A 23,955-nucleotide genomic window follows, 5' to 3' on the forward strand; every position below is an offset into this window, starting at 1 on the left:
CAGCGCTGTCTCGGCTAGGCTGCGGAGCATCATGCGTTTCGGGCTGCTTCTCCTTAGCTGCCGCGGCGAGGGCCTGTAGTCGTAGGCCGACCCCCTCCCCGCGGAGTTCGGTGTTGCGCTTCGACCCGTCGGCCGTCCCCCGCGGACCCCTGAGGAGCCCCACGCATCATGTCGAATCCCACGCCCATCACCAATGGGACGCATTTCCAGCGGCCGACCGCGATGCCGATCCAGAAGTACGGCCAGTACGAGGCCGTGGACATCCCGGACCGCACCTGGCCGAACACGCGGATCGCCAAGGCCCCCCGCTGGCTGTCGACGGATCTGCGCGACGGAAACCAGGCGCTGATCGACCCGATGTCGCCCGAGCGCAAGCGCCGGATGTTCGACCAGCTGGTCAAGATGGGCTACAAGGAGATCGAGGTCGGCTTCCCGGCCTCCGGTCAGACCGACTTCGACTTCGTGCGCTCGATCATCGAGGAAGAGGGCGCGATCCCGGACGACGTGACGATCTCCGTACTGACCCAGGCCCGCGAGGACCTGATCGAGCGGACCGTCGAGTCGCTGAAGGGCGCCAAGCGCGCCACCGTCCACCTCTACAACGCCACCGCCCCGGTCTTCCGCCGGGTCGTCTTCCGCGGCTCAAAGGACGACATCAAGCAGATCGCCGTCGACGGCACGCGGCTGGTCATGGAGTACGCCGAGAAGCTGCTGGGCCCCGAGACCGAGTTCGGCTACCAGTACAGCCCGGAGATCTTCACCGACACCGAGCTGGACTTCGCCCTGGAGGTCTGCGAGGCGGTCATGGACGTCTGGCAGCCCGGCCCGGGCCGCGAGATCATCCTCAACCTGCCCGCCACCGTGGAGCGTTCGACGCCGTCCACGCACGCGGACCGCTTCGAGTGGATGGGCCGCAACCTGTCCCGCCGTGAGTACGTCTGCCTGTCGATCCACCCGCACAACGACCGCGGTACGGCCGTCGCCGCCGCCGAGCTGGCGCTGATGGCCGGCGCCGACCGCGTCGAGGGCTGCCTGTTCGGGCAGGGCGAGCGCACCGGCAACGTCGACCTGGTCACCCTGGGCATGAACCTGTTCTCGCAGGGCGTCGACCCGCAGATCGACTTCTCCGACATCGACGAGATCCGTCGTACGTGGGAGTACTGCAACCAGATGGAGGTCCACCCGCGCCACCCGTACGTGGGCGACCTGGTCTACACGTCCTTCTCCGGCTCCCACCAGGACGCCATCAAGAAGGGCTTCGACGCGATGGAGGCCGACGCGAAGGCCAAGGGCGTCACCGTCGACGACATCGAGTGGGCCGTTCCGTACCTGCCCATCGACCCCAAGGACGTCGGCCGCTCCTACGAGGCCGTGATCCGCGTCAACTCGCAGTCCGGCAAGGGCGGCATCGCGTACGTCCTGAAGAACGACCACAAGCTGGACCTGCCGCGCCGGATGCAGATCGAGTTCTCGAAGATCATCCAGGCGAAGACCGACGCCGAGGGCGGCGAGGTCACGCCGAAGGACATCTGGGCGACCTTCCAGGACGAGTACCTGCCCAACCCCCACAACCCGTGGGGCCGTATCCAGGTCAAGACCGGCCAGTCCACGACGGACAAGGACGGCGTGGACACGCTCACCGTCGAGGCCGAGGTGGACGGCGTCGAGACGACCCTGGTCGGCACCGGCAACGGTCCGATCTCCGCGTTCTTCCACGCCCTGGGCGCCATCGGCGTCGACGCCCGCCTGCTCGACTACCAGGAGCACACGATGAGCGAGGGCGCCTCCGCGCAGGCCGCCTCGTACATCGAGGTCGCGATCGACGACAAGGTGCTGTGGGGCATCGGCATCGACGCGAATACGACACGCGCGTCGCTGAAGGCCGTCGTCTCCGCCGTCAACCGCGCGGCGCGATAACCCCGTTCACCTGGGATTGTCCGGCCCCGTCCGCCTTCGAGGCGGGCGGGGCCGCGTCGTGTCTTGGCCATGTCGGCGCCATGTGGGTCCTACGTACTGACGCCGCATCATCGATGTGGCTAACATCACGCCAACGCGACGATGTTGCCGCGGGGTTACGGAGGTGCGACGACGTGCTGCCAGGATGGGGACGAAACGGCCGTAGTTCTGCCATGGCGCGCATTCTCGGCATTCGCACCGTGTGGAGCACCGTCGGCGACGGTGAGTTCTTCTGCCCCGGCTGCGGGGGCGACCGCAACTACCAGCGCAGGACCGGGCGGCGCCGGTTCATCCTGCTCGGTGTCCCACTGCAGGCGCGCGGTGCCATCGGACCGGTCGTCGAATGCACGGCGTGCGGCCACCGCTTCGGCACGGACGTCCTCGGCCACCCGACGACCACCCGCCTCGCCGCGATGCTCCGCGACGCCGTCCACACCGTGGCCCTAGCCGTCCTTGCGTCGGGCGGTGTCCCCTCGCGTGCGGCGCTGGAGACCGCCGTCGCCGCCGTGCGCTGCGCCGGATCCGACGACTGCACCGAGGAACAGCTCGCCGCGCTCATCGAGGCACTGGCCGCCGATACTGGCCGGCTGCTGCCCGAACAGTGCGGTTCCAGCCTCGCCGGTCTCGCCATAGAGCTTCACGAAGCCCTCGATCCGCTGGCGCCCCACCTCGTCCCCGCGGGCCGGGAGTCGGTAGTGCTGCAGGCCGCCCGCATCGCCCTGGCCGACGGCCCGTACACGCCCGCCGAGCGGGACGTCCTCACCACGGTGGGGCGGGCGCTGACGATTCCGGATGACGATGTGACGCGGTTGCTGGCGGCGGCGCGGGCGCCGTTCTGACGCCTGCGTCTCGGGGGCCTGGGGCCTTCCCAGCGGGCCGGAGCCCGCGCCCGGCGGTACTCCCGGGGGAGTAATTCCCGGTCCGGGACGCCCCCGGCAGTAGCCGCGAACTCGCCCTCGAGCGCGACGAATCGACCTCGCCCCGCCGGGAGTCTGGACATCATCCAGACTCCTCTGGCGGAGGGAGGCCCGTCGATGGGGCCCGCAACGACCATGAAGCGACCGGCGTCGGCACGGCGCCGGCGAGCCGTGCCCTGGGTGGTGCTCGGACTGTGGGTGGCCGTGTTCCTGCTGGCCGGGCCGCTCGCGGGCAAGTTCAGCGACGCGCAGCAGAACCGCGCGGTCGACTACCTGCCCGACAGCGCCGACTCCACGCAGGTCGCCCGGATCCAGGACGAGTTGCCCGGCGGCGAGTCCACCGATCTCGTCCTCGTGTACCACCGCGAGGGCGGACTGACCGCAGCCGACCGGAACACGGCCGCCGACCAGGTCCGTGAGGTCGCGTCGGCGTACGACCTGACGGCGAAGCCCGAGGGCGTCCCGTCCAAGGACGGCAGCACCCTGATGTACCCGGTGTCGAGCACGGGCCCGGGCCAGGACGAGGAGGCCCGCGACGCGTTCGTCGACGGCGTCCGCGACATCGCCGACGGCGGCGGGGGACTGAGCGTCGAGGTCGGCGGGCCCGGGGCCCTCAACACCGATATGGCCGAGGTGTTCGGGGCCATCGACGGCACGCTGCTGTACGCCACGCTCGGCGTCGTCACGGTCCTGCTGATCCTCATCTACCGCAGCCCGTTCCTGTGGCTGGTGCCGCTCGCCGTCGCGGGCGCCGCGGCGAGCACGGCGATGGCCGCCGCGTACGGGCTCAACCGGGCCTTCGACGTGACCATCACGGGCCAGAGCGGTGGCGTGATGACCGTCCTCGTCCTCGGCGCCGGCACCGACTACGCGCTACTGCTGGTCTCCCGCTACCGCGAGGAACTACGGCGCCACGAGCGGCCGTACGACGCCATGCGCGCAGCCCTGCGCGGCTGCGGCCCGGCGATCCTCGCGTCGTCCGGCACCGTCGCGGCCGGGCTGCTGTGCCTGCTCGCCGCCGACCTCAACAGCAGCAGCGGCATGGGCCCGGTCGGCATGGTCGGCGTACTGGCCGCGCTGGTGGCGATGACGACGCTGCTTCCCGCGGTCCTCGTCCTGCTCGGCCGCCGCGTGTTCTGGCCGCTCGTGCCCGCGTTCGGCAGCGAACCCAAGGCCCGCCGGTCCCTGTTCGCCGCCATGGGCACCTCGGCGACGCGCAGGCCCGCGGTGGTGCTCGTGGGCGGGGCCGTGCTGCTCGGCGCGCTGGCGCTGGGGGCGCTCAACCTGCCCGGCGGCCTCAAGCAGGAGGACTCCTTCACGGACAAGCCCGAGTCGATCGCCGCGATGCAGACGCTGGCCCGCGAGTACCCCGGGCGCAGCAGCCAGCCGATCAGCGTGATCGCGCCCACCGACCGGGCCGGCGCGGCACTCGACAAGGCCCGCTCGACGGACGGCGTCGCCGAGGCGGTCCGCGGACGCAGCGGCGGCGGCTGGACCGAGATCTCCGTCTTCGCCACCGACGCGCCCGAGACGGCCGGCGAGACCCGCACGATCAAGGCGCTGCGCGACGGGCTCGACGACGACTACGGCGCATACGTCGGCGGGCCCAGCGCCCAGCAGATCGACCTGGCCGACAGTCAGGCGAGGGACCGTAGCGTCGTGGTGCCGCTCGTCCTCGGCGCCGTCCTGGTCATCCTCATGGCGCTGCTGCGCAGCATCGTCGCGCCGCTGATGCTGCTCGTCGCCGTCGTCGCCGTGTGGGGCGCGGCCCTCGGCATCGGCGGCCTGGTCTTCGAACCCGTCCTCGGCTTCGCGGGCACCGACCCCGGACTCGGGCTGCTGTCCTTCGTGTTCCTCGTCGCCCTCGGCGTCGACTACGGCATCTTCCTGATGCACCGCATGCGCGAGGAGTCGCGGTCGGGCGCGGAACCCGAGACCGCGGCGCTCACCGCACTGCGCACGACCGGCGGCGTGATCGCCTCCGCGGGCGTCGTACTCGCCGCGACGTTCGCCGTCCTGACCACGCTGCCCCTCGTGGGCCTGGTGGAACTCGGCTTCGTCATCGCGGTGGGCGTCCTGCTGGACACGTTCCTCGTACGGACGTACCTGGTGACGACGGCCAGCGTGCTGCTGCGCCGGACCGTGTGGTGGCCGGGGAAGCTGTCGCGGGCACCGCAGGCCCCGGAGCCCCGCGCTCCCGAGCCAGTGGCCGTGCGTGTGCCCTGACCGCCTGGACGCTCCTCCGGCCGAACCCTGCCGGAGGAGCGTCTCCGTACGGGAGGATGAAGCCGTGCAGGACGGGGAGAGCACGACGGCGACACAGGGCGGGGCGGCCGGGATCGGCCCGCGATCGTCAACGGAGGAGCGGCGGTCGTTACTGGGCGAGCGGATCATCGAGGCGATCAGCCGCGACCCTCTGACCGCGCCGCACGCGCTGCGCAAGGACGCCCTGCTCGCCGGGGCGGTCGCGGTCGCCGCCGTACTGATCGCGCTGCTGACCGACGACGCGCGCAGGCCCGACGCCCTCGGCTGGGTGCTGCTGCTCGCGGTCCATGCGCCGGTCGTGTGGCGGCGCAGACATCCGCTGCGGGCCCTGGCCGCGCTGGTGGTGTGCGCCGCTCCGTACCACGCCCTCGACAACAACCACCTCGCGCCGATCCCGGCGTCGTACATCGTGCTCTACACCGTGGCCGTCACCGGCCGCCCGCTGCGCACGATGCTGACCGGCTTCGCCGTCCTCGGCATCGCCCTGAGCGTGATGCTCACCGTCAGCACCCACGAGGCCCTCGAACTGCTGCGGATCTCCGGCTGGCTCATCGCGGTGCTGTTCCTGGGGGTCGACGTCCGCTTCTACCGCCAGTACCACGCGTCCATCGTGGAGCGTGCCGTACGCGCCGAACGCACCCGCGAGGAGGAGGCCCGCCGCCGGGTCGCGGAGGAGCGGCTGCGCATCGCCCGGGACCTGCACGATCTGCTGGCGCACAGCATCACACTCGTCGGAGTGCAGACCTCGGTGGCCGCGCATGTGCTGGCCGCCGACCCCGGCCGGCTCGACCGGGAGGCCGTCGCCGGGGCGCTGGACGACATCGCGGAGACCTGCCGTACCGCGCGCGGCGAACTGCGCGCCACGCTCGAGGTGCTGCGGGACACCGAGACCGCCGACGCCCGCGGCCCGCTGCCCGGCCTCGACGGCGTACCGGACCTGGCGGAGGCGGCACGGACCGCCGGCGCCAAGGTCGACCTGACGGTGGCTGCCGAGGATGTGCCGCCCGCCGTGGGCGCCGCCGCCTACCGCATCGTGCAGGAGGCGCTGACCAATGCCGTGCGCCATGCGGGCCCGGACATCACGGTCAGCGTCGGCCTTCGCGCGGCCGAGGGCGCGCTCCATGTGGAGGTGACCGATGACGGGGCGGCCGCGCCCGGCGGCACGCCCGGGTTCGGGCTCGTCGGCATGCGGGAGCGGGCTCGCAGCGTGGGCGGCACGCTGGAGGCGGGGGCGCGGCCGGAGGGTGGGTTCGCGGTCAGGGCCGTCCTTCCTCTGCGAACTCCGGGAACTTCGATACGAGATGAGGTGCGATGAATCCGCCGCATGAGCCGGGGACCATCCGGGTGCTGCTCGCCGACGACCAGACCCTGGTGCGCGCCTCCTTCGCGATGCTCGTCGAGTCGGCCCGCGACATGGAGGTCGTCGGCCAGGCGGCCACCGGGCGGGAAGCCGTCGAACTGGCCCGGTCCGCGCGCGCCGACCTGGTCGTCATGGACATCCGCATGCCCGACCTGGACGGCATCGAGGCGACGCGCATCATCGCCGCGGACGAGGATCTGGCGGGCGTCAAGGTCCTGGTGCTCACGACGTACGACACGGACGAGCACATCATCGAGGCGCTGCGGGCAGGGGCTTCCGGGTTCCTCGTCAAGGACGTGAAACCCGCGGAACTGCTTGATGCCATCCGTACGGTGGCCGCGGGGGAGTCGCTGCTCTCGCCCGGGCCCACGGCCCGGCTGATCGCCCGTGTCCTGCGCGGGCCGGGGGCGCACACGGTTCCGTCAGCGACGGGCGGGCCCGACTGTCTCTCCGAGCGTGAGCGGCAGGTTCTGATGTTGGTTGCGCGGGGGCTCAACAACACGGAGATCGCTGATGCGCTGGGGTTGAGTCCCCTTACTGCGAAGACGCATGTCAGTCGGATCATGGGGAAGTTGGGGGTGCGGGATCGGGCGCAGTTGGTGATCGTGGCGTATGAGTCGGGGCTGGTTTCTCCCCAACCCCGCAATTTCAGCCCGTCCGGCGATTGAGGACGAGCCCGAAGGGCGATGCGGGGGTCTGGGGCAGCGCCCCCAGGTTCGGGAAGGGGCGGGATCGAGGAAGAGAAACCCCCTACAACAACCCCGCCCCCGCCAAGAACTTCCCCACCCGCTCCACCTCCCCCGCGGACAGCGGAACCTGCGGCTCGGCGGTCACCGGACAGTCGATCACCCCCCGCAGATACAGCGCCGCCTTGAACGCCCCCAACGCCGACGAACTACCCCCCATCCGCCCCGCATCCCCGACCCCCACCATCCCGAACAGCCCACACAACCGCTCCTGTTCGGCCCGAGCCCGCTCCCAGTCGCCCGCCCGGCAGTACCGATAGAGCCGCACATACCCCTCGGGATCAACGTTCCCCAACCCCGGTACGACGCCGTCCGCCCCCATCGCCAGCGCCGAGTCCACGACCAGCTCGGACCCGGTGAGGACGCTGAACCCGGCGACATCACTCCGCGCGCGTGCCCCCATCACCACCTGCCGGAACCCGCCCTCGTCGCCACTCGAGTCCTTGAGCCCGGCCAGCACCCCCTCGGCGGCCAGCTCGAGCACCAGCCCGGCGGCCAGCTTCGAGTGCACCGACACCGGCAGGTCGTACGCGAAGACCGGCACCGGCGACCCGGCGGCGATCAGCCGGAAGTGGCGGGCGATCTCGGCGGGATGGGTCCGCGTGTAGAAGGGCGCGGTGGCGACGACGGCGTCGGCGCCCGCCTCGGTGACGTACCGGACGTGGTCCAGGACGCGGGGCGTCGTCATGTCGATGACCCCGGCGAGTACGGGCAGCTGCCCGCCCACATGCCCCACGACCGTCTCGACGACGGCCCGGCGCTGCCGATCGGGCAGATACGCGGCCTCCGACGAGGACCCGAGGACGAACAGGCCGTCCACGCCGCCCTGCACCAGATGGTCGACGAGCCTGATGAGGGAGGCGGTGTCCACCTCGCGGTCCGGTGTCAGGGGGGTGCAGACAGGCGGGACGACACCGGTCAGCGGGGCGGGAAAGGTCATCAAGGCTCCCTGGCGTTCATCTGTGTGGGGATGTCCGGCGAGACATCCGCCGCGATACGGACATCCGCTGTATCGAGGGTCGCAGCCTGGGCGACCAGCTCGTGCGTCGACTGGCCGTCGCCCACCGGATGGTGGCAGCGGAACCGGTGTCCGGGCGTCGCCGCGTCCGCGAAGTCCGGCATGGCCACCGCACACGCGTCGTCGGCCTTCCAGCAGCGCGTACGGAACGGGCAGCCGCTCGGCGGGCGGGTCGCCGACGGGACGGGCCCGACCAGCGGGATCGGGTCGATGGGGTCCAGAAGCCCCGGGGTCGCCGAGAACAGCGCGCGTGTGTACGGATGCCTGGCCCGGTCGGTGACCTCCCCGGCCGGTGACTCCTCGACGATCCGCCCCAGGTACATCGTGATCACGCGGTCGCTCATCCGCCGCACCGTCTGGATGTCGTGCGACACGAACACCAGCGCAAGCCCCAGCCGCTCCTTCAAATCCAGCAGCAGGTTGAGGATCTGGGCCCGTACGGACACGTCGAGGGCGCTGGTCGGTTCGTCCGCAACGACCAGGTCGGGTTCCAGCGCGAGGGCGCGGGCGATGGCGACGCGCTGCCGCTGCCCGCCGGAGAGCTGCCCGGGCAGCCCGTCGGCGAGGACGCGCGGCAGGCCGACCAGCGCCATCAGCTCCCGTACCCGCTCCTCCCGTTGGGCGGGTGTCCCTCGTCGGTGGACGTCCAGGGGATCGCGAAGGATCTGCCGTACGGTCAGCCGGCGGTTCAGCGCCGTCGACGGGTCCTGGAAGATCATGCCGGTGCGGCTGCCGATCGTCGCCCTGCGCTCGGCGGGCTTCATGGCCCACAGGTCGCGGCCGCGGAACGACACCGCGCCGGCCGTCGGCCTCTGCACTCCCACCAGGACCTTGGCCAGCGTCGACTTGCCGCACCCGGACTCGCCCACGACACCGAGGGTCTCGCCGGGCTCGAGGGTGAGATCCGCGCCGGTCAGCGCGTACACCCGGTCGCGGGAGAACAGCCCGCCCGTACGCGCCTTGTGCACGACATGCACGTCGGAAAGCGAGAGCAGACTCACTTGACGGCCTCCTCGTTCCCTCGGGGCCCGGCCAGGTCCACCCCGACCGCGGGATGGTGGCAGGCCACGGCGTGCCGGCGGCCGCGGTCCGCCAGATCCCGTGGCTCGCGGTCCCCCAGCTCCCTCGGCCCCACCAGATCCGGCGCCGTTTCCCGGCACACCCCGCTCGCCATCGGGCACCGGTCGGCGAACCGGCAGCCCGCCGGAAAGTCCGCGGGCGACGGCACGACGCCCCTGATCTGCGTCATCCGCTCCGCCGCCGACTCCAGCGACAACACCGAACCCAGCAGCCCGCGCGTGTAGTGGTGCGCCGGGGCCTCGACGAGGTCGGCGGTCACACCGGTCTCGACGATCTGCCCGCCGTACATCACCACCACCCGGTCCGTGACGTCCGCGACCAGCGCCAGATCGTGCGAGACGAGGATCAGCGCGAAGCCCAGCTCCGCGCGCAGCCGCAACAGCAGCTCGATGACCTGCGCCTGAACCGTCACATCCAGCGCGGTCGTCGGCTCGTCCGCGACGATCAGTTTCGGGCTGCGCGACAGGGCCATGGCGATCAGTACGCGCTGGCGCTGGCCGCCGGACAGTTCGTGCGGATAGCTGCGCAGGGTCCGCTCGGGGTCGAGGCCCACCATCTCCAGCAACTCGGTCGCCGAACGCTTCCCTCCGCGGCGTACGACCTGCTTCAGCTGCGCGCGGATCGTCATCGCCGGGTTCAACGACGACAACGCGTCCTGGTAGATCATCGCCATGTCATGGCCGAGGAGGCGGCGCCGCGCGCGCATGGGCATGCCGATCAGCTGCCGGCCGTCGAACGTGACGCTGCCGCGGATGCGGGTGCCCTTCGGTTCGAGGCCCATCACGGTCAGCGCGGTCAGCGACTTGCCGCAGCCGGACTCGCCGACCAGGCCGAGGACTTCACCGGGGCGTACGTCGAAGCTGATCCCGTCGACGATGTCGACGCCGTCGTGACGTGCGTCGAAGCCGATGGCGAGCCCGGACACCTCCAGCACGGGCGGGCCCTGCGGCAACGGACGGGCGCGTTCACGCAGCCGGGCCGCCGCTTCTGTGAGCCCGGGCAGCTCGAGCACCACACCTGTCCCCGGCTCGGCCGCCTCCAACCGGTCCTCCGTACGCGCCTTCGCCGCCGGTACGTCGCGGGCGGCGGGCGCGGCCCACGCGTCCGACACCCCCTCCGAGAGGATGTTCAGCGACAGGACGGTGACCAGCATCAGCAGCCCGGGGAAGACCGTGGCCCACCAGCCGCCGGTCAGCACCATGTTCTTGCCGTCGGCGATGACGCTGCCCCACGACGGGTCCGGCGGCCGCACGCCCGCGCCGATGAAGGACAGCGACGCCTCGAAGACGATCGCCTCCGCCACCTGCACGGTGCAGAACACGAGCACCGGAGCGGCGCAGTTGATCGCCACGTGTTTCAGGACGATGTGCGGCGTCCGCGCCCCGATGACGCGTTCCGCGGTGACGTAGTCCTCGCCGTACTGGTCCATCACGTTGGCCCGTACGACCCGGGCCACCGGTGGTGTGTAGAGGAACGCGATCGCGCAGATCAGGACGGGGATGCCACCGCCGAACACGGCCACGAGCACGGCCGCCAGCGCGATCCCCGGGAACGCCATGACCACGTCCAGGCACCGCATCAGCGTCTCGTCGACCGCCTTGCGCGAGGTCGCGGCGATCGCGCCGAGGAGCGCGCCCACGACGAGGGCGAGACCGGTGGCCCCAAGGCCGATGGCCAGCGACCAGCGGGCCCCGTACATCAGCCGGCTGAGGATGTCGCGGCCCAGGCTGTCCTGCCCCATCCAGTGCTCGCCCGACGGGGCGCCCTCGCCGTGGCCGCGGTCGATCAGCGGGGCCTGGTCGAGCGGGTCGTGCGGGGCGATGAGCGGGGCGAGCAGCGCCATCAGGACGACGACGCCGATGACCACGACGGCGATCCGCGAGACGACGGGCAGTGCCCGGAACCCGCGCAGCCGTATGCCGGGCCGGGAGAGCCGCTCGGCCAGCCGCCCCCTCGTAAGGAAAGCGGGCATCACGCGGCACCCCTCAGACGCGGATTGACCAGCAGATAGAGGATGTCGATGACCAGGTTCACGATCACGAATCCGAAGGCCGTCGTCAGCACGACCCCCTGCACGACGGCCGGATCGCCGTTCTTCACGGCGTCGATCATCAGCTTCCCCATCCCCGGCAACGAGAAGATCGTCTCGATGACGACGGCGCCACCGAGCAGATAGCCGACCCGCAGGCCGAGCACGGTCAGCGGGTTGATCAGCGCGTTGCGCAGCACGTTCCGCCCGACCACGACGACCGGCGGCAGTCCGCTGCCGATCGCCGTGCGCACGTAGTCCTTGTCCAGCTCCTCCACCACCGCCGTACGCACGATGCGGATGAGCTGCGCGGCGACCGGCAGCGACAGCGCGAACGCCGGCAGCGTCATCGTCTTCAGCCAGCCGCTGAACGAGTCCGCCGGGTTGATGTATCCGCCGGTCGGGAACCAGCCCCGGTCGACGGCCAGGTACTGGATCATCAGCAGCGCGAGCCAGAAGCCGGGCGCCGCGACCCCGGTGAGCGACACGACCCGGATCAGCTGGTCGGGCAGCCGGTCCCGGTAGATCGCGGCGGTGACCCCGCCGAGCAGGGCGAGCACCACCGCGATCCCGAGCCCCATGAACGTCAGCTGCATGGTGAGCGGTAGCGCGGTGGTGACCTGGTCGACGACCGGTGCCCTGGTCAGCACGCTGATGCCCATGTCGCCGCGGAGCAGGTCGCCGACGAAGTCGACGTAGCGCACCGGCAGCGGATCGAGCAGCCCGTTCGCCTCACGGAAGTCGTGCAGTTGCTGCTCGGTCGGGTTCGCGCCCTGGAAGTACGCCGATGCCGGATCGCTGTCCGAGAACCGCATCACGAGGAAGACGAACAGCACGATGCCGAGCATCAGCGGGACGAGCAGGGCGATACGGCGGACGAGGATCCTGGCGATCGCGACCACGGTCAGGCCTCCGTGTGGGGCGGGTCAGCCGGCGGCGGGCTTGGCCTGCAGGACGTTGATCCCGGGATACGGCTGCGGCCTGATACCGGTGATCTTCTTCGGATCCCAGGCAGTCATCAGCTCGTTGTGGACGACGGGGTAGATCACGGCGTTCTCGGCGACGACGTCGATGTACTCCTGCGTCATCTGCTTCTTCTTCTCGGCGTCGGGCTCGCGCGTGGCCTGGTCCATCATCTTGAACAGGGCCTTGGCCTCGGAGCTGTCCTCCCAGCGGGCGTACCGCATCCAGGTGTTGCCGGGCCCGTAGTTGTAATGCATGATCAGGTCCGCGTCGAGCCCGAACTGGTTCGGGTTGGACGCGGCCGCGACGACCTGGAAGTCCTGCTTCTGGTCGAGCTTCGTGAACAGCGCCGCCGTCTCCTGCGGCTCCAGCGTCGTCTTCACCCCGATCGCGTCCCACGAGGCCTTGATGGTCGGCAGGCAGTCCACGATCCAGCTGACGTTGACGGCCATCAGATTGACCTTCAGCCCGCTGACTCCCGCCTCCTCCAGCAGCTGCTTGGCCTTGTCCGGGTCGTAGGCGTAGACCGTCTTCGCCTTGCGGTACGTCGGGTTGCCCTCGTTGAGGTACGAGGTCGCCGGCTTGCCGTGCCCCCGCAGCGCGGCCGAGATCATCTTCTCCGTGTCGATCGCGTAGTGCAGCGCCTGCCGCACCCGCACATCGTCGAACGGCTTGTGAGCGGTGTTGAAGAGCAGGAACAGATGGTTCATCCCGGCGCCGCCCTCGACCGTCAGCCCGTCCTTCTTCAGCTGGTCGATGTTGGCGTACGGGATGTTGTCGGAGATCTGCGCGCCCGCGCTCGCGCCGGAGATCTTGGCGACGCGCGGCGCGGCGTCCACGATCGACAGCCAGTTCATTTTCTTGAAGTTGGCCTTGCGCGGCCCGTTGTAGTCCGCGAAGGCCTCGAACGTGGTGTTTGACTTCGGATGGTGCGCGGTCTGCCGGTACGGTCCCGAGCCCACCGCCTTCCCCTTGGCGGCCTCGTCCAGCGCACCCGGCTGGTCGTACACGTGCTTCGGCATGATCTTGGCGAGCGTCAGCCGGGGAGCGCCCTCCGGGAACGGGAACTTCAGCACCAGCTCCACGGACTGGTCGTCGACCTTTTTGACCTCCTTCAGCCAGGAGCCGAAGAAGTTCTTGGCGAGCGTCTGTGTGTCCGGGTCCAGGACCCGGCCGAAGGTGAAGACGACGTCGTCGGCCGTGACCGGCTTCCCGTCGTGCCACTTGGCGCCGTCGCGCAGCGTGAACTTCCAGGTCGTCGCGGACAGGTCGGACGGAACCGCCGTGGCCAGCGCGGGATACGGCTCCCGGGTGATCGGGTCGGTGTCAAGGAGACCCTCGTAGATGTGGTGGTTGGCGGCCATGCTGAACGCCGACGCCGTCATCAGCGGATCCCAGCTCTGGTCGTTGCCATAGCCGATGACCGCGGTGAGCGTGTCGAGACCGCCCTTGCCGTTTCCGTCGTCGGTCTCGTTGGTGGACTCCGGCCCCGCCGAACAGGCCGACAGCGTCGAGGTGACGGCGGCGGCCGCGCCCAGCGCGCCGGTGTACTTCAGGAACGACCGGCGGTGCAGCGCCGGTACATGGGTCACGTCGCGCACGGTTCCTCCTGGGAGGAGAGGTTTGGGGGGAGGGGGACTGGGGGCGGAGTGGGGGAGATACGACGTCCTACGTCATGCCCAGCAGCGTGACCATAAGAGGGGGTCCGAGGGCGGTCAAGGGACCGCGCACGAATCGCACTTCCTCCAGAGGTGCGACCAATGGCACCTTGAAATCAGGGCAGTTGGCGAGTGGATCTCGCAGGCGGATCGGGGAACAGGTTTCCGGCAGACGTGGGACGTAGGACGTCCACGCGCGTACGATGTGCCGCATGTCCGAGCAGCCCTCGGGGCCGAGGAACCCCGGCCCCCGGTCCGCCCGCGAGCGACGCGTGAGCGGCCAGATCCAGCGCGAGGTCATGGAGCTGATACTCGACCGCAAGCTCCAGCCGGGAGCCCCGCTGCCCACCGAGACCGAGCTCATGGAGGACCTCGGCGTCAGCCGCAACTCCGTCCGCGAGGCCCTCAAGGCGCTCCAGGCCCTCGACATCGTCGACATCCGCCACGGCTACGGCACGTACGTCGGCCAGGCCTCGCTGACCCCTCTCGTCGACGGCCTCACCTTCCGGGCGCTCTCCCAGCTCGACGACGACACCCGGGCCCTGGGCGAGATCCTGCAGGTCAGAGAGGTACTGGAGGAGGGGCTCATACGCAGGGTCGCGGCCTCGCTGACCGACGCGGAACTCGACCGGCTTGAAGCGATCGTCGTCCGCATGGAGGAGACCGGCGGTACGGGCAGTCCCTTCCCGGAACTCGACCGAGAGTTCCACGAGGTGCTCTACCAGTCGCTCGGCAACACGCTCGTACCCCAGCTTCTGGGCGCCTTCTGGAACGTCTTCCGCCGCGTCTCCGCGGCCCGCGGCTGGACCGACGACCCGACCCCGGGCCTCACCGTCCGCCGCCACCGCGACATCCTGACGGCGCTGCGCGCCCGCGACGTCGAGGGCGCGCAGCGTGCGATGGCGGACCATTTCAGGGGAATCGAGGCGCGGACGGGTCAGGCGACTCGCGGGGTCGGCTGACGCGCCGCGCCTTGGTCGTACGTGGTTCAGCCCGCGAAGAGGGCCGTCACCGACGCGATGATGGCGAGCGCGGGCTGGGCGATGTCCGCGCTGCTGGACAGCAGCTCCCGAAGGCGCTGGAGCCGGGTCCGGACGGCGGGCGCGTCGGGTTCGGGTTCGGCGCTGAGCCGGGCCACGTCGTGTACCGCGCCTGCCGCTTCGTTGCGCTCGCTGTCCGTCAAGTCCCGGCTGGACAGGACCAGTTCAAGCAGCCTGGTCAGGTCCTCGGCGTCTGCGCCCGCCCCGTACGTGTTCTGGAAGTCGCGGATGACCGTGTCCTGCGGGCGGTTGATGAACGTGGTGTTCTCGCCCTGAAAGTAGAAGTTCTCCGACACCGCTGCTCCTGAAGTGACGACGACTCGGCAGTTGTGGAACGTGTGCGTGTGATCAGGACGGGTCGGCTGCGCGGGACTCAGCCGGCTTCTGATGGCTTGCGCCGCCGAGCGTACCCGCGCGAATGCCTCGGCGTCGGCGCCGCGCCCCCTGGCCGCGAGGGTGTGCAGCGTCTCCTCCAGCGATGGCTCGGGCATGGTCGGCAGCGGCCCGCGCCACCATTCCGGATCACGCCGCTGCAGTTCCGCGAACCATGCCTCGAACCGCGAGTGAGCCGCCCGCTCCTCGGCGGACATCTGCTCCCGAAGGCTCGGGGAGGGCGCGCCATCGGCCGGCCGCAGGGCTGCCGAGATACCGCCGAACAGGGAGCGGAAGTAGCCGACCGAGACATCCTCGATGCAGAACACGACCTTCTCCGCCTCGGCCAGCGGCCCTCCGGACGGGTGGAAGAACACCAGGCATGGCAGGAGGTCCCGGTCCACGCCCATGAGGTCGGCGATCTCGTACGCGCCCTGACGGTCGTAGGGCTGCCAGGTGAGCCATCTCATCGTGGACAGCACCCGGTACAACTCCGGTTCCAGGTTCTTGCGCCAGTACCTCTTGGCCGTACGCCAGTCGGCGGGACGCTCGATGACGAAGACCCGGGTCGCCGGCCCGGAGAGGGCGTTCAGATCCTCGAAATGCGTACGGACATAGGCCGCGAGTTCCGCGTCGGCGTCGGTGTACAGCAGCACCCCCCACAGACGCGGGCCGCCGTCCGGCGGGAGTACGCCTTCAGCGAGCTGCAGCCTGCGGATCAGCGCGGCCGAGTCGGGGATGGGTGCGAGCGAATAGAGAGCCTGGGGCGGATGTTCGATACACAGCACCAGCACGTCGCCCTCTGCCAGATCGAGGTCGGTGACGCGCTGCCCAGCCTCCAGCCTCTTGCCCGTGACCGCATCGACGAGCCATACGTCCAGCGGATCCGTCGGCCAGCAGGCGAGCTGTGCCGAGCGTGCCTCGGCTAAACACGTCTGCGTGAACTGGTCGACGGTCGAGGTCTCCGGCACGGAGACCTCGATCATCTTCGTGGAAGCGTGCAGGTCGGCGGTCTGCCAGCGTGTCAGGCCGTCGCCATCTCGCGTGACAGCCGCTCCGTCACCGTCGAACAAGCTGGCGTACGCATCGTGGCCTGGGCGACTCCGCAGACCGGGCGAGTCTCCCTCTGCGACATAGATCTTCAAACGCAACAGCCGGTCCTCGCCACCTCGGCTACGAACGGCGCCCACGCCTCGGCGGTCACCACCAGCACGGGACCGTCCGGGACCTTGCTGTCCCGGACGGGGACGACGCCGGGGTGACCGTCGGCGACCTCGAGGCAGCTGCCGCCTTCGCCGTTGCTGTAGGTGCTCTTGCGCCAGCGGGCGGCGCCTGCGAAGTCGGAGGCCACTTCTAGGCAGTCGCCACCTTCGCCGTTGCTGTGGGTGCTCTTGCGCCACCGGGCGGCGGTCAGGTCGTACTGGTGCATCGTCTGTAGTCCTCAGCCGTCGACTCGATCAGAGCGAGGGACGCCTTGGGCGACAGTGCGGCGGCCCTGGCGAGATCGTAGGCGCGCAGGGCCCGCTTCACCACTGCCGGATCGTCGAGCAGATCTCCGGAAAACGACGTCTCTGTATAGGCGGTTGGCGGCGCGTCTTCGAACTCCATGAGCTTCAGGGCACCGGCCATAGAGGCGTGTGCCCCCTCCGAGCGAGGGAGCACCGTCACCAGCCCCTTGCGTTCGCGAGCCAGCGCGGCGATGTGTTCCAGCTGCTCGGCCATGGCGTCCGCGCCGCCCACAGGCACGTGCAGCACGTTCTCGTGCAGGATCGCCCAATACTCCGGCCTTGTGGCGTCCCTGAGAATGCGGGCCCGTTCCACTCGGGCCGACACCTTCTCCTCCACGTACTCGTCCGTGACGAACGGGTTTGCCGCGATGGTGACGGCCTGTGCGTACGGGGCTGTCTGCAACAGCCCCGGGACGACCGCGGGGGCAAACTCACAGATTTTCGTGGCCAAAGCTTCCAGTTCTGCTACCGGCGCGAAGTAATCCGCATAGCGCCGGTCATTGATGAGCTTCTTGCACATCCGCTCGAAAAAACCGCCGGTTTGCAGGACGTCGTCGATCCGTTGGGCGACATCCAACTGGGGCTTGCGAATTGCCTGTTCGAATTGGCCGATGTATGCACCGGATACGAAGACCCGGGCACCCAGCTCCACCTGGGTGAAACCCGTGTCTTCGCGGCGTCGTTTCAGTTCTGCCCCGAAGAACTCCCAAGCCGCCTGCTGTGAACCGTTGGCCATGGCCAACCCCCTTGGTGCGCACCGCACTTGTAGAGATCCGGCTCCTGTCGAGTGTAGGCGTGGAACGGCATCGTGGAGATGTGAAGCATGGAAAGTCGGAGGGAAAGGGAACCGGTGAAGGCGGAAGATGGAACACGACACTCGGCGCGGTGTGTCGAGGAGGCGGAGGAGACGGTGACGGAATTGCGCATGGCGCTTGCGCGGGCGGGAATTGCATTGCCTTCCCTGCGGATCGACCCGGTGACCGTGGCGCGCGATGCCCCATGCCCGCTGATCGAATTGGGCCGATGTTCGGTCGACACCGCCGCGCGCCTGGCGGCGGCCCTCAGAGGCCGGGCGCCGAGTGCGGCCGAGACGCCGGATGCGGCCCCCGACGCGAACGGGGGCGCCGCACGATGAAGCCCCCCATCGGTTCGTACGCCGTCGACACCCGTACCGGCAAGGTGGGCCGGGTGGTGGGCCACGAGGGGTCGTACGTTCAGCTCAGACCGCTCGGCGGCGGCCGGGAGTGGGACTGCGAACCCGGAGCCGTACGGGCCGCGACCGCGGCGGAACGGTTGCGCGCGGCCACCGCGTACGCGAACGCGCGCAGCCGGGGCGAGGTGCCGTGACCCGCCACGGCACGCCCGGCCGTGGGAGAGAATGGCTCCATGAGTCTGTTCCGGGACGACGGCATCGTGCTGCGGACCCAGAAGCTCGGTGAGGCCGACCGCATCATCACGCTTCTGACCCGCGGACACGGCCGTGTGCGTGCCGTCGCCCGCGGAGTGCGCCGGACGAAGTCGAAGTTCGGGGCGCGGCTCGAGCCCTTCTCCCATGTGGACGTGCAGTTCTTCGCGCGCGGAAGCGAGCTGATCGGTCGCGGGCTGCCGCTCTGTACGCAGAGCGAGACGATAGCTCCGTACGGTGGCGGGATCGTCACCGACTACGCCCGCTACACCGCCGGCACGGCCATGCTGGAGACGGCGGAACGGTTCACTGATCATGAAGGTGAGCCGGCGGTGCAGCAGTACCTGCTGCTCGTCGGTGCCCTGCGCACCCTCGCCCGTGGCGAGCACGCGCCGAATCTCATCCTGGACGCCTTCCTGCTGCGGTCGCTGGCCGTGAACGGCTACGCGCCGAGCTTCGGCGACTGCGCCCGGTGCGGAATGCCCGGTCCGAACCGGTTCTTCTCGGTCGCGGCGGGCGGTTCCGTATGCGCCGACTGCCGCGTGCCCGGCAGCGTCGTACCCTCGCCGGAGGCGCTCGTCCTCCTCGGCGCGCTGCTGACGGGCGACTGGGAGACCGCGGACGCGTGCGAGCCTCGGCACGTACGGGAGGGCAGCGGCCTGGTGTCGGCGTATCTGCACTGGCACCTGGAGCGGGGACTGCGCTCCCTGCGGTACGTGGAGAAGTAGCACGTGGACAAGTAGCGACGACCCTCACCCAGCAAGCAGAAAGTCGAGAGCAGAGAGACGTGAGCCTCATGGCACGACGCGGGATCCTCGGACGCCCCCGCCGCGAGTACAAGGCCCCCGAGCCGCACCCGTCCGGGGCGCGTCCGCCGAAGCTGCCCGGTGAGCTGATCCCGAACCACGTGGCGATCGTCATGGACGGGAACGGCCGGTGGGCGAAGGAGCGCGGTCTGCCGCGCACCGAGGGCCACAAGGTCGGCGAGAGCGTCGTCATGGACGTGCTCAAGGGCTGCCTGGAGATGGGCGTGAAGAACCTCTCCCTGTACGCCTTCTCGACGGAGAACTGGAAGCGTTCGCCGGACGAGGTCCGCTTCCTGATGAACTTCAACCGGGACGTCATCCGGCGCCGACGTGACGAGATGGACGAACTCGGCATTCGTATCCGCTGGGTGGGTCGCATGCCCAAGCTGTGGAAGTCCGTCGTGCAGGAGCTCCAGATCGCGCAGGAGCAGACGAAGGACAACAACGCGATGACGCTGTACTTCTGCGTGAACTACGGCGGGCGGGCCGAGCTCGCGGACGCCGCGCAGAAGCTGGCGGCCGACGTCGCGGCCGGAAAGCTCGACCCGGCCAAGGTCACCGAGAAGACGATCCAGAAGTATCTGTACTACCCGGACATGCCGGACGTAGATCTCTTCCTCCGCCCGAGCGGCGAGCAGCGCACGTCCAACTACCTGATCTGGCAGTCCAGTTACGCCGAGATGGTCTTCCAGGACGTCCTGTGGCCGGACTTCGACCGTCGCGACCTGTGGCGGGCCTGCCTGGAGTACGCCTCGCGCGACCGCCGCTTCGGCGGGGCGATCCCGAACGAGGAGCTGCTCGCCATGGAGGGCAAGCAGGCGTAGTGCGTCCGGCTTTCGGTTTCGGAAGGCGGAACGGGACGTTAGGGTTCCGCCCATGGTTCACCAGGGGCGGGACACCATCCAGGGCACGGACGTCGTCGAGCTGGTCTACCGGCCGACGCGTAGGGACATACGCACGGGCATCGGGGTGCGGGACCGCATCCGGCGCCTCGTGGTGCTGCGGTGGGCCTTCGTGCTGATGTTCCTGGCGTTGGCCGTTCGGCACGTAATGACCGCGGACGCGGTGAACAGCGCGTCCGCCGCGTTCTCCTTGGCCCTGGCGGTCATGCTTCCGGTGCTGATCTGGTCCCTCCCGCACCTCCAGGCCCACCACGTACTGCGGCTCGTCTCCTGGCAGGGCGAATACCGCACGACGGTGACCGACGCCGGGATAGCGGGCCGAGACCGAGCACACGACCCTGGTGCAGCGGTGGTCGCTGTTCCGCGGCTACCGCGAGACGCGTGACCACCTGGTGCTGCTCAGTCGCGACCCGAACATCCTGGTCCTGGAGGTGTTGCCGAAGCGTGGCCTGAGCTCCCCGCAGGACGCGGAACGGCTGCGGGCCCTCTTCGACCGGCATCTGAGCCGGGTCTGAGAAGGGCCCGAAAGCGCGGGGGCGGGGCTCAGTTCTCGGCCCGCGCCGCGCACTCCGCACACGTGCCGAAGATCTCCACCGTGTGGGCGACGTTCACATAGCCGTGCTCGGACGCGATGGCCTCGGCCCACTTCTCGACGGCCGGGCCCTCCACCTCGACGGCCTTGCCGCAGACGCGGCAGACCAGGTGGTGGTGGTGCTCGCCGGACGAGCAGCGGCGGTAGACGGCCTCGCCGTCGTTCGTGCGGAGCACATCGACCTCACCGGCGTCGGCGAGGGACTGCAGGGTGCGGTAGACCGTGGTCAGCCCGACAGAGTCGCCCCGGTGCTTGAGCATGTCGTGGAGGTCCTGCGCGCTGCGGAACTCGTCCACCTCGTCCAGCGCGGCTGCCACGGCTGCACGCTGCCGGGTGGATCGGCCCCGTACTGGTCCAGCGGTCGTCACCGGTTCCTCCTCACATCAGCTGCCGGGCCATTGTGCCAGGTGGCCCCGGCACAGTGGGACGCTTGTCCACGCCAAGCGCCCCGTCCCGGTGCCGGCAGATACTCACCGCGGCGCCGCGGCGCCGCCGGCCGGCACCTTCTCCGATGCCGGCTGCGGAGCCGCGTCTGCCCCGGCTCCGGCCCCCGTCCCGGCCTCCGGAAGCGCGCAGTCCGTCGCCCCCGCCTCGGCCCCGGCAGCGGCCGCGGCGGCCCGCGCCCTGCGCCGGGCGAGCGGCGTGGCCAGTGCGGTCAGGGCGATGAACACGGCGATGGTCAGCAGCACGATGGTCGCGCCGGGCGGCACGTCCTGGTAGTACGACGTGACCGTGCCGCCGAGCGTGACGCCTACGCCGATGGTCACCGCGATGCCGAAGGTCGCGGCGAAGCTCCGGCTGAGCTGCTGGGCGGCCGCCACGGGCACCACCATCAGCGCGCTGACCAGCAGCAGGCCCACGACCCGCATGGCGACGGTCACCGTGACCGCCGCGGTGACGGCGGTGAGCAGGTTCAGGGCTCGTACCGGCAGGCCCGTCACCCGCGCGAACTCCTCGTCCTGGCTGACGGCGAACAGCTGCCGCCTCAGGCCCAGCGTGACGAGTACGACGAAGGCGGCGAGCAGGCAGATGGCGAGCACGTCCCCCTGCGACACCGTCGACAGGGAACCGAACAGGTAGGAGCTGAGGTTCGCGTTGGAGCCGCCCGGCGCGAGGTTGATCAGCATCACACCGCCCGCCATACCGCCGTAGAACAGCATGGCGAGGGCGATGTCGCCGCGCGTCCTGCCGTACCAGCGGATCAGCTCCATGATCACCGAGCCGAGCACGGCGACCGCCGTCGCCATCCACACCGGGGACGTCGACAGCAGGAAGCCGAGGCCGACGCCGGTCATCGCGACGTGGCCGATCCCGTCGCCCATCAGGGCCTGGCGGCGCTGGACGAGGTAGATGCCCACGGCGGGTGCGGTGATGCCGACGAGGACGGCGGCGAGCAGGGCCCGCTGCATGAAGGCGTAGTTCAGGATTTCCATCGCCGGGGTCCTAACTCAGCAGGCCGGTACGTACCGGCTCGGCGTCGGCGGTGTGCGGGTGGACGTGGTCGTGGCCGGGCAGCGCGTGCTGGCCGACCGCGGCCGGGGGTGGCCCGTCGTGGACGACGCAGCCGTCACGGAGGACCACGGCGCGGTCGATGAGCGGCTCCAGAGGTCCGAGCTCGTGCAGCACGAGCAGGACGGAGGCGCCGGCCGCGACCTGCTCGCGCAGGGTGGCCGCGAGCACCTCCTGGCTGGCCAGGTCGACGCCGGCCATCGGCTCGTCCATGATCAGCAGCTCGGGCTGGGCGGCGAGGGCACGCGCGATCAGTACGCGCTGGTGCTGGCCGCCGGAGAGCGCGTTGACGGAGTCCTTCGCGCGGTCCGCCATGCCGACGTGCTCCAGGGCCCGGTGCACGGCCTCCCGATCGGCCTTGCGCAGCATGCCGAAGCGGGCGCGCGAGAGGCGCCCGGAGGAGACCACCTCGGTCACGGTGGCGGGCACGCCGCCCGCGGCCGTGGTGCGCTGCGGTACGTAGCCGACGCGCGCCCAGTCGCGGAAGCGGCGGCGCGGGGTGCCGAAGATCTCGATCTCGCCGCCGCTGACGGGCACCTGGCCGATGACCGTCCGGACCGCCGTCGACTTGCCGGAGCCGTTGGCGCCGAGCAGGGCGACGACCTCACCGCGGTGCACGGTGAGGTCGATGCCCCGCAGCACGGGGCGCGAGCCGAGCTCCGCCGTCACCCTGCGCAGTGTGATGACGGGGTCGGTGGGGTTCTCGGCCCGGGTGGCCTTCATGGCTTGCGCCTTTCCGTGCTGCTCCGGCGGTGCGGAGGGGGTACCGGCGTCACTTGGCGCCGAGTGCCTTCTTCAGTGCCTGGAGGTTGGACTCCATCACCTCGAAGTAGTCGTCGCCCTTGGACTTGTCGGTGATGCCCTCGATCGGGTCGAGCACATCGGTCTTCAGGTTCGCGTCGTTCGCGATGGTCTTCGCCGTCTTGTCGCTGACGAGCGTCTCGTAGAAGACGGTGGTGACGCCGTCGGCCTTGGCCATCTCCTGGAGCTCCCTGACGCGCTCGGCGCTCGGCTCGGTCTCGGGGTCGAGACCGGTGATGGCCTCCTCGGTGAGGCCGTAGCGCTCGGCGAGGTAGCCGAAGGCGGCGTGGGTGGTGATGAAGACCTTGGAGTCGGTGTTCGCCAGACCGTCCTTGAACTGCGTGTTCAGGCCGTCGAGCTTCTTGACCAACGCGGCGGTGTTCTTCTTGTATTCCGCGGCATTGTCCGGGTCGGCCTTCTCGAAGGCCTTGCCGACGCCCTCTGCGACCTGGGCGTACTTCACGGGGTCGAGCCAGATGTGCGGGTCCGTGCCGCCGCCCTCCTCGGCCGCGTGGTCGTCATGCTCCTCGGCGTGCCCGCCGACTTCGTTGCCGTGCTTCTCGAGGCTGGTCAGCGTGGCGGCGTCGATCTTGGTCTTGACCTCGGACTGCTGAACCGCGTCGTCGACGGCGGGCTGGAGGCCCTTGAGGTAGAGGACGGCGTCGGCCTCCTGGAGCTGCGCGGTCTGGCGGGCGCTGATCTCCAGGTCGTGCGGCTCCTGACCCGGCTCGGTGAGGGTGGTCACGGCCACGTGGTTCCCGCCGATCTCCTCGGCGAGGAACTCCATGGGGTAGAACGACGCCACGACGTCGAGCTTGCCGCTGCTGTTGCCCTCCGCGGCGTTGGAGGTGGAGCAGGCCGAGAGCGCGCCGAGGCCGAGCGCGGTGACGGCGGCGACAGCGATGCCGGTACGTATTCGGGAACCGGGTCGGGGGGTGGCCGGATTGCGGCGTACGTTCATGACAGTCATTTTCAACAAATCTGGAAACGATTGTCAATAAAGGTCTTGGAAAGCCCTGTGCACGGCC

At 70.0% G+C, this 23,955-nt stretch carries 24 protein-coding genes; 12 read left to right on the plus strand and 12 right to left on the minus strand.

What is annotated here, in order from left to right:
- Positions 1–168 precede the first annotated feature (168 nt).
- The 5 genes from leuA to ABT009_RS27995 all read left to right on the plus strand — a co-directional run bounded on the left by leuA (position 169) and on the right by ABT009_RS27995 (position 7,166).
- The gene (gene leuA / locus ABT009_RS27975) at positions 169–1,917 is read left to right on the plus strand and encodes a 2-isopropylmalate synthase (RefSeq protein WP_351300589.1); all 1,749 of its coding nucleotides are present in this window, start codon (positions 169–171) and stop codon (positions 1,915–1,917) included.
- A gap of 173 nt (positions 1,918–2,090) precedes the next feature.
- Positions 2,091–2,795, plus strand: a complete 705-nt coding sequence (locus tag ABT009_RS27980; RefSeq protein WP_351300592.1) for a TerB family tellurite resistance protein — start codon at positions 2,091–2,093, stop codon at positions 2,793–2,795.
- Between the two features lie 195 nt (positions 2,796–2,990).
- Positions 2,991–5,099, plus strand: a complete 2,109-nt coding sequence (locus tag ABT009_RS27985) for an MMPL family transporter (RefSeq protein ID WP_351300595.1) — start codon at positions 2,991–2,993, stop codon at positions 5,097–5,099.
- Positions 5,100–5,211: 112 nt separating this feature from the next.
- On the plus strand, positions 5,212–6,453 hold the full coding sequence (locus tag ABT009_RS27990; protein ID WP_351300790.1) for a sensor histidine kinase: 1,242 nt from the start codon (positions 5,212–5,214) through the stop codon (positions 6,451–6,453).
- Positions 6,450–7,166 carry a response regulator gene (locus ABT009_RS27995; protein WP_351300598.1) on the plus strand — a complete coding sequence of 239 codons (717 nt, stop codon included), beginning with the start codon at positions 6,450–6,452 and terminating at the stop codon, positions 7,164–7,166. The genes ABT009_RS27990 and ABT009_RS27995 overlap by 4 nt, the downstream gene beginning before the upstream one ends.
- An 82-nt stretch (positions 7,167–7,248) precedes the next feature.
- Here ABT009_RS27995 and ABT009_RS28000 read toward each other — a convergent pair whose 3' ends face one another.
- From ABT009_RS28000 to ABT009_RS28020, 5 genes are read right to left on the minus strand one after another with little or no spacing between them, the layout of a single operon-like run.
- Complete coding sequence (locus tag ABT009_RS28000; RefSeq protein WP_351300600.1) at positions 7,249–8,184, minus strand: dihydrodipicolinate synthase family protein; 936 nt, start codon at positions 8,182–8,184, stop codon at positions 7,249–7,251.
- Entirely contained in the window at positions 8,184–9,263 is a 1,080-nt protein-coding gene (locus ABT009_RS28005) for an oligopeptide/dipeptide ABC transporter ATP-binding protein (protein WP_351300603.1), read from the minus strand. Before ABT009_RS28005 ends, ABT009_RS28000 begins: the two co-directional genes overlap by 1 nt.
- Positions 9,260–11,314: a dipeptide/oligopeptide/nickel ABC transporter permease/ATP-binding protein gene (locus ABT009_RS28010; protein WP_351300606.1), complete on the minus strand. Its 2,055-nt coding sequence runs from the start codon at positions 11,312–11,314 to the stop codon at positions 9,260–9,262. The genes ABT009_RS28005 and ABT009_RS28010 overlap by 4 nt, the downstream gene beginning before the upstream one ends.
- Positions 11,314–12,273: an ABC transporter permease gene (locus ABT009_RS28015; protein WP_351300608.1), complete on the minus strand. Its 960-nt coding sequence runs from the start codon at positions 12,271–12,273 to the stop codon at positions 11,314–11,316. Before ABT009_RS28015 ends, ABT009_RS28010 begins: the two co-directional genes overlap by 1 nt.
- Before the next feature lie 24 nt (positions 12,274–12,297).
- Positions 12,298–13,935 carry an ABC transporter substrate-binding protein gene (locus ABT009_RS28020; RefSeq protein WP_351300611.1) on the minus strand — a complete coding sequence of 546 codons (1,638 nt, stop codon included), beginning with the start codon at positions 13,933–13,935 and terminating at the stop codon, positions 12,298–12,300.
- A 269-nt stretch (positions 13,936–14,204) separates the two neighbouring features.
- On the opposite strand from ABT009_RS28020, the gene ABT009_RS28025 reads away from it, so the two are divergent.
- Positions 14,205–14,954: a FadR/GntR family transcriptional regulator gene (locus tag ABT009_RS28025; protein WP_502989970.1), complete on the plus strand. Its 750-nt coding sequence runs from the start codon at positions 14,205–14,207 to the stop codon at positions 14,952–14,954.
- Positions 14,955–14,980: 26 nt separating this feature from the next.
- Here ABT009_RS28025 and ABT009_RS28030 read toward each other — a convergent pair whose 3' ends face one another.
- The 3 genes from ABT009_RS28030 to ABT009_RS28040 all read right to left on the minus strand — a co-directional run bounded on the left by ABT009_RS28030 (position 14,981) and on the right by ABT009_RS28040 (position 17,648).
- The gene (locus ABT009_RS28030; protein ID WP_351300614.1) at positions 14,981–16,390 is read right to left on the minus strand and encodes a hypothetical protein; all 1,410 of its coding nucleotides are present in this window, start codon (positions 16,388–16,390) and stop codon (positions 14,981–14,983) included.
- Between the two features lie 155 nt (positions 16,391–16,545).
- Positions 16,546–16,833, minus strand: a complete 288-nt coding sequence (locus tag ABT009_RS28035) for a DUF397 domain-containing protein (RefSeq protein WP_351300617.1) — start codon at positions 16,831–16,833, stop codon at positions 16,546–16,548.
- Positions 16,815–17,648: a helix-turn-helix domain-containing protein gene (locus tag ABT009_RS28040; RefSeq protein WP_351300619.1), complete on the minus strand. Its 834-nt coding sequence runs from the start codon at positions 17,646–17,648 to the stop codon at positions 16,815–16,817. The genes ABT009_RS28035 and ABT009_RS28040 overlap by 19 nt, the downstream gene beginning before the upstream one ends.
- 114 nt (positions 17,649–17,762) lie before the next feature.
- On the opposite strand from ABT009_RS28040, the gene ABT009_RS28045 reads away from it, so the two are divergent.
- From ABT009_RS28045 to ABT009_RS28070, 6 genes are all read left to right on the plus strand, one after another.
- Positions 17,763–18,047, plus strand: a complete 285-nt coding sequence (locus ABT009_RS28045; RefSeq protein WP_502989971.1) for a hypothetical protein — start codon at positions 17,763–17,765, stop codon at positions 18,045–18,047.
- Positions 18,044–18,259: a hypothetical protein gene (locus ABT009_RS28050; RefSeq protein ID WP_067285121.1), complete on the plus strand. Its 216-nt coding sequence runs from the start codon at positions 18,044–18,046 to the stop codon at positions 18,257–18,259. The genes ABT009_RS28045 and ABT009_RS28050 overlap by 4 nt, the downstream gene beginning before the upstream one ends.
- 39 nt (positions 18,260–18,298) lie before the next feature.
- Positions 18,299–19,045, plus strand: coding sequence for a DNA repair protein RecO (recO, locus tag ABT009_RS28055; RefSeq protein WP_351300625.1), 747 nt, complete (start codon positions 18,299–18,301; stop codon positions 19,043–19,045).
- 68 nt (positions 19,046–19,113) lie between these two features.
- Positions 19,114–19,947: an isoprenyl transferase gene (locus ABT009_RS28060; protein ID WP_351300628.1), complete on the plus strand. Its 834-nt coding sequence runs from the start codon at positions 19,114–19,116 to the stop codon at positions 19,945–19,947.
- 52 nt (positions 19,948–19,999) lie between these two features.
- The gene (locus ABT009_RS28065) at positions 20,000–20,410 is read left to right on the plus strand and encodes a hypothetical protein (protein ID WP_351300631.1); all 411 of its coding nucleotides are present in this window, start codon (positions 20,000–20,002) and stop codon (positions 20,408–20,410) included.
- Complete coding sequence (locus ABT009_RS28070; protein ID WP_351300634.1) at positions 20,367–20,540, plus strand: YcxB family protein; 174 nt, start codon at positions 20,367–20,369, stop codon at positions 20,538–20,540. Before ABT009_RS28065 ends, ABT009_RS28070 begins: the two co-directional genes overlap by 44 nt.
- A gap of 28 nt (positions 20,541–20,568) precedes the next feature.
- On the opposite strand, the gene ABT009_RS28075 is transcribed toward ABT009_RS28070, so the two are convergent.
- The 4 genes from ABT009_RS28075 to ABT009_RS28090 all read right to left on the minus strand — a co-directional run bounded on the left by ABT009_RS28075 (position 20,569) and on the right by ABT009_RS28090 (position 23,888).
- A complete protein-coding gene (locus ABT009_RS28075; RefSeq protein ID WP_351300636.1) occupies positions 20,569–20,985 on the minus strand; it encodes a Fur family transcriptional regulator in 417 nt (138 codons plus the stop codon).
- Between the two features lie 102 nt (positions 20,986–21,087).
- Positions 21,088–22,050: a metal ABC transporter permease gene (locus ABT009_RS28080; RefSeq protein WP_351300639.1), complete on the minus strand. Its 963-nt coding sequence runs from the start codon at positions 22,048–22,050 to the stop codon at positions 21,088–21,090.
- 10 nt (positions 22,051–22,060) lie between these two features.
- Entirely contained in the window at positions 22,061–22,849 is a 789-nt protein-coding gene (locus ABT009_RS28085; RefSeq protein ID WP_351300642.1) for a metal ABC transporter ATP-binding protein, read from the minus strand.
- 49 nt (positions 22,850–22,898) lie between these two features.
- Entirely contained in the window at positions 22,899–23,888 is a 990-nt protein-coding gene (locus ABT009_RS28090) for a metal ABC transporter substrate-binding protein (protein WP_351300796.1), read from the minus strand.
- Positions 23,889–23,955 lie beyond the last annotated feature (67 nt).

Source organism: Streptomyces sp. NPDC002896 (assembly GCF_040295225.1).
Taxonomy (GTDB): Bacteria; Actinomycetota; Actinomycetes; order Streptomycetales; family Streptomycetaceae; genus Streptomyces.

Bases quoted from the DNA above. Each gene is read 5' to 3' on its own strand.
- leuA (WP_351300589.1), top strand. From the start codon at position 169: ATGTCGAATCCCACGCCCATCACCAATGGGACGCATTTCCAGCGGCCG.
- ABT009_RS27985 (WP_351300595.1), top strand. From the start codon at position 2,991: ATGGGGCCCGCAACGACCATGAAGCGACCGGCGTCGGCACGGCGCCGG.
- ABT009_RS27995 (WP_351300598.1), top strand. From the start codon at position 6,450: ATGAATCCGCCGCATGAGCCGGGGACCATCCGGGTGCTGCTCGCCGAC.
- ABT009_RS28000 (WP_351300600.1), bottom strand. From the start codon at position 8,184: ATGACCTTTCCCGCCCCGCTGACCGGTGTCGTCCCGCCTGTCTGCACC.
- ABT009_RS28010 (WP_351300606.1), bottom strand. From the start codon at position 11,314: ATGCCCGCTTTCCTTACGAGGGGGCGGCTGGCCGAGCGGCTCTCCCGG.
- ABT009_RS28025 (WP_502989970.1), top strand. From the start codon at position 14,205: ATGTCCGAGCAGCCCTCGGGGCCGAGGAACCCCGGCCCCCGGTCCGCC.
- ABT009_RS28030 (WP_351300614.1), bottom strand. From the start codon at position 16,390: ATGATCGAGGTCTCCGTGCCGGAGACCTCGACCGTCGACCAGTTCACG.
- ABT009_RS28035 (WP_351300617.1), bottom strand. From the start codon at position 16,833: ATGCACCAGTACGACCTGACCGCCGCCCGGTGGCGCAAGAGCACCCAC.
- ABT009_RS28040 (WP_351300619.1), bottom strand. From the start codon at position 17,648: ATGGCCAACGGTTCACAGCAGGCGGCTTGGGAGTTCTTCGGGGCAGAA.
- ABT009_RS28050 (WP_067285121.1), top strand. From the start codon at position 18,044: ATGAAGCCCCCCATCGGTTCGTACGCCGTCGACACCCGTACCGGCAAG.
- recO (WP_351300625.1), top strand. From the start codon at position 18,299: ATGAGTCTGTTCCGGGACGACGGCATCGTGCTGCGGACCCAGAAGCTC.
- ABT009_RS28060 (WP_351300628.1), top strand. From the start codon at position 19,114: ATGGCACGACGCGGGATCCTCGGACGCCCCCGCCGCGAGTACAAGGCC.
- ABT009_RS28065 (WP_351300631.1), top strand. From the start codon at position 20,000: ATGGTTCACCAGGGGCGGGACACCATCCAGGGCACGGACGTCGTCGAG.
- ABT009_RS28080 (WP_351300639.1), bottom strand. From the start codon at position 22,050: ATGGAAATCCTGAACTACGCCTTCATGCAGCGGGCCCTGCTCGCCGCC.
- ABT009_RS28085 (WP_351300642.1), bottom strand. From the start codon at position 22,849: ATGAAGGCCACCCGGGCCGAGAACCCCACCGACCCCGTCATCACACTG.
- ABT009_RS28090 (WP_351300796.1), bottom strand. From the start codon at position 23,888: ATGAACGTACGCCGCAATCCGGCCACCCCCCGACCCGGTTCCCGAATA.